The sequence below is a fragment of the Promicromonospora kroppenstedtii DSM 19349 genome, assembly GCF_000515355.1.
GTDB classification, from domain to species: Bacteria; Actinomycetota; Actinomycetes; order Actinomycetales; family Cellulomonadaceae; genus Promicromonospora; species Promicromonospora kroppenstedtii.
Map to the genome: position 1 here is coordinate 1 of NZ_KI911723.1, position 2828 is coordinate 2828.

General features: G+C 72.3%; 2 protein-coding genes. Both read right to left on the minus strand.

Features of this window, described 5'->3' with window-relative positions; all coding sequences use genetic code 11:
* A partial coding sequence (locus tag PROKR_RS20750; RefSeq protein ID WP_036966754.1) for a hypothetical protein occupies positions 1-853 on the minus strand: 853 nt, incomplete at its 3' end.
* A gap of 256 nt (positions 854-1109) precedes the next feature.
* Positions 1110-2558, minus strand: a complete 1449-nt coding sequence (locus PROKR_RS20755; protein WP_036966756.1) for a hypothetical protein — start codon at positions 2556-2558, stop codon at positions 1110-1112.
* Between the last annotated feature and the right edge of the window lie 270 nt (positions 2559-2828).

Below are 2828 nucleotides of genomic sequence, written 5' to 3' on the forward strand. Positions count from 1 at the left end.
GGCTGCGGCGGGCGACCAGGAGCGAGGCCGCGCCGCCGAGGACCAGGGCACCTGCCGCGGCCGTCAGGGCGGTGGCCTCGGCACCGGTCGTCGCGAGCCGGACGGGCGCGTCCAGCGTGGCCTCGGTGAGCGTGGAGGCGTCCTGCTCGATGCTCTCGGCTGCCGCACCCTCGCCGGGGACGTACGCGGTGAGCTCGGCGCCGGAGGTGTCGACCGCCTCCGGCGTGCCCTCCCACTGCTGACCCGGCGCCTGCACGGCACCCTGCGGCTCGGAGGCGGTGGCCACCGTCGTCGTGGTCGCGGTCTCGGCGGGCCGCTCCGCCTCGACGGGCGCGGGCTTCTCGGCGGGCTCGGCCGGCTGCTCGACGTCGGTCTCGACCTGCGGCCGCGCCTCGGCGGCCGAGTCGTTCGCCTCCTGGACGTACTCCCGGACGGCGTCGCGCACCTTCTCGCGGTCCTCGTGGCTCCAACCGGCCTCGTGGCCCTGCGCCTGGTTGCGGCCGCCCCGGGACTCGTCGCGATCGCAGCTGCCGTCGGAGCGGCCCTCGCCGAAGCCGTCCTGGGAGCCGGTGTACTGCGGTACGTCGTAGTTCGGCTGCGTGTAGACGGCCGGCTGGTACGAGCGCGGCGCCCGGTCGGAGTGGCGGCCGCCCTGGTGGCCGTCGCGGCCCCGGTCGTGGCCGCGGTCGTGGTCCCGGTCGTAGTCCGCGGAGTGCCCGTCGTGCCCGCGCCCCTCGTGGGCCATCGCCGGGCTGGCGATGGCTGTCGCCGCGGTGGCGAGCGCGAGCGTCGCCACGACACGGGTGGCCGTGGACTTGGCGACGGACGAGGTCTTGACTGCGGCGTGCTTCATGGGAGCTGCTCCAGCTGGTCGGCTACAACGGCCCGGAACCCGGGATGCCTTGACGCTACCTGATCGGTAATAGCAGGAAAAAGGGGTACACCGGAAAAACCCGATCCGATGGTAACGATCAGATAACAAGTGACGAAAGAATGGAACCTTCCCAAAGCGCCGAAGAACGCGAACGGGGTGGAGCGCCAAAGGCGCTCCACCCCGCGTACGTCAAGGTCAAGACCGAAGAGGCTGGGGTCCTCTCGGAAGAATCAGCTCAGGAGAGACCCCCCAGCAGGCCGCCGGTGAGACCGCTCACGGCACCCCCGGTCAGGCCGTCCACGGTGCCGGTCACGCCACCAACGGTGTCCTTCACGGCACCGCCGGTGACACCCTCGACGGTGTCGGTCACGGTCTTCACGGCGGGCTTGGCCACGCCGTCCACCACCACGTCCTTCACGACGGGCTTGGCCACGCCGTCCACGACGACGTCCTTGACGATCGGCTTGGCCACGCCGTCCACGACGGTGTCCTTGACGACCGGCGTCACGACGTCCTCGACGACGTTGCCCTTGACGACGTCCCCGACGACCCCGCCGAGCACGACGTCCCCGACGACCGGCTTGGCGACGCCGTCGACGACACCCGGCACCACGTCACCGGTCACGGTGCCCACGGCGCCCGGGACCACGGAGCCCGTCACGTTGCCGACGGTGGAGGTGACGCCCGGCACGACACCGCCCTGGACGGCGCCCACGGCACCCGGCACGACGTCGGTCACGGCCGGCTTGACGACGCCGTCCACGGCGACGTCACCGACGACCGTCTCGACCGCACCGGCGGCCGGGGTGGTGACCTTGGCGACGATCCCCGGGACGCTCGCGACGACACCGGGGACGTTCGAGACGACGCTGTTCACGACGCCGCCCACGCCACCGAGCACGCCCGGCAGGTTCGCGGTGAGGCCGGCGACCGGAGCGGTCACGCCGCCCAGCACGTTCGGCACGTTGCGGATCACGTCCGCCACGGTGGCCGGCACGTTCTCGACTGCGCCGCCCGCGACGCCCGCCACGGTGCCCGTGGCACCGGACACGACGTCGCCCGCGGCCACGCCGCCCACGACACCGTTCACGACGTCACCCTGCAGAGCGCCACCGGCGACACCGTGCACGACGCCGGTCGCGTTACCGACCACGCCGGTCGCGGTGCCGACGACGCCGGTCGCGGTGCCGACCACGCCGCCACCGAGCACGTTCGCCAGCGCCGCCTTGGCGGTGCCGGTCACGCCGGAGACGGCCGAGCCGCCGGTCACGCCGGAGACGACACCGGAGACGACCTGGGGTGCCGCGCCCTGGAGGGCGCCGGACACGTACTGGGCCGGCTCGTAGTTGGGCGCGAGGGCCGTGGTGGGGGCGATCGAGGCGGGCAGCTCTGCCTTCTTCACGACGTCCGTGACCACGTCGGTCGCGGGCAGCGAGCCGGTCAGCTCGCTGAGGTCGATCGAGGTCGACGACAGGGCCGGGACGGTCGACTTCAGGCCCTCGGCGGTGGTGCCGAGGTCCCCGAGGGAGTCCAGCGGCGAGGCCTCGGCGGCCATGGCCGGCGCGGCCATGCTCGTGGCCGCGGTTGCGATGGCGACGGTCGCGATGGTCCGCGCGCCCGCCGATGCGGTCTTCTTCTTGTGTGCTGCGTGCTTCAAAAGGTGCTCCAGCATCTCGATGCGCAAATGCGCGTTCGGTCCTTGAGCCACCGAACCTAGTGCGGACCACCGGGTGAATAAAATCACCCAGATCACGATTCGGTAACGAAGACTGCTTTGGACCCGAGATACCAGTCCGCCCGGCATATCCGGACAATTATCACCGGTTGATTATCGGCGCGTGGGACGGTCCGCGCCTCGCCGGGTCGACGCCTCCAGGGTCAGGGCCTCGGCGCCCTGGACCAGCGCGGCCTCCGCGGCACGCGCCTCGGCAGTGGCCCGCGCGCGGACGGCGAC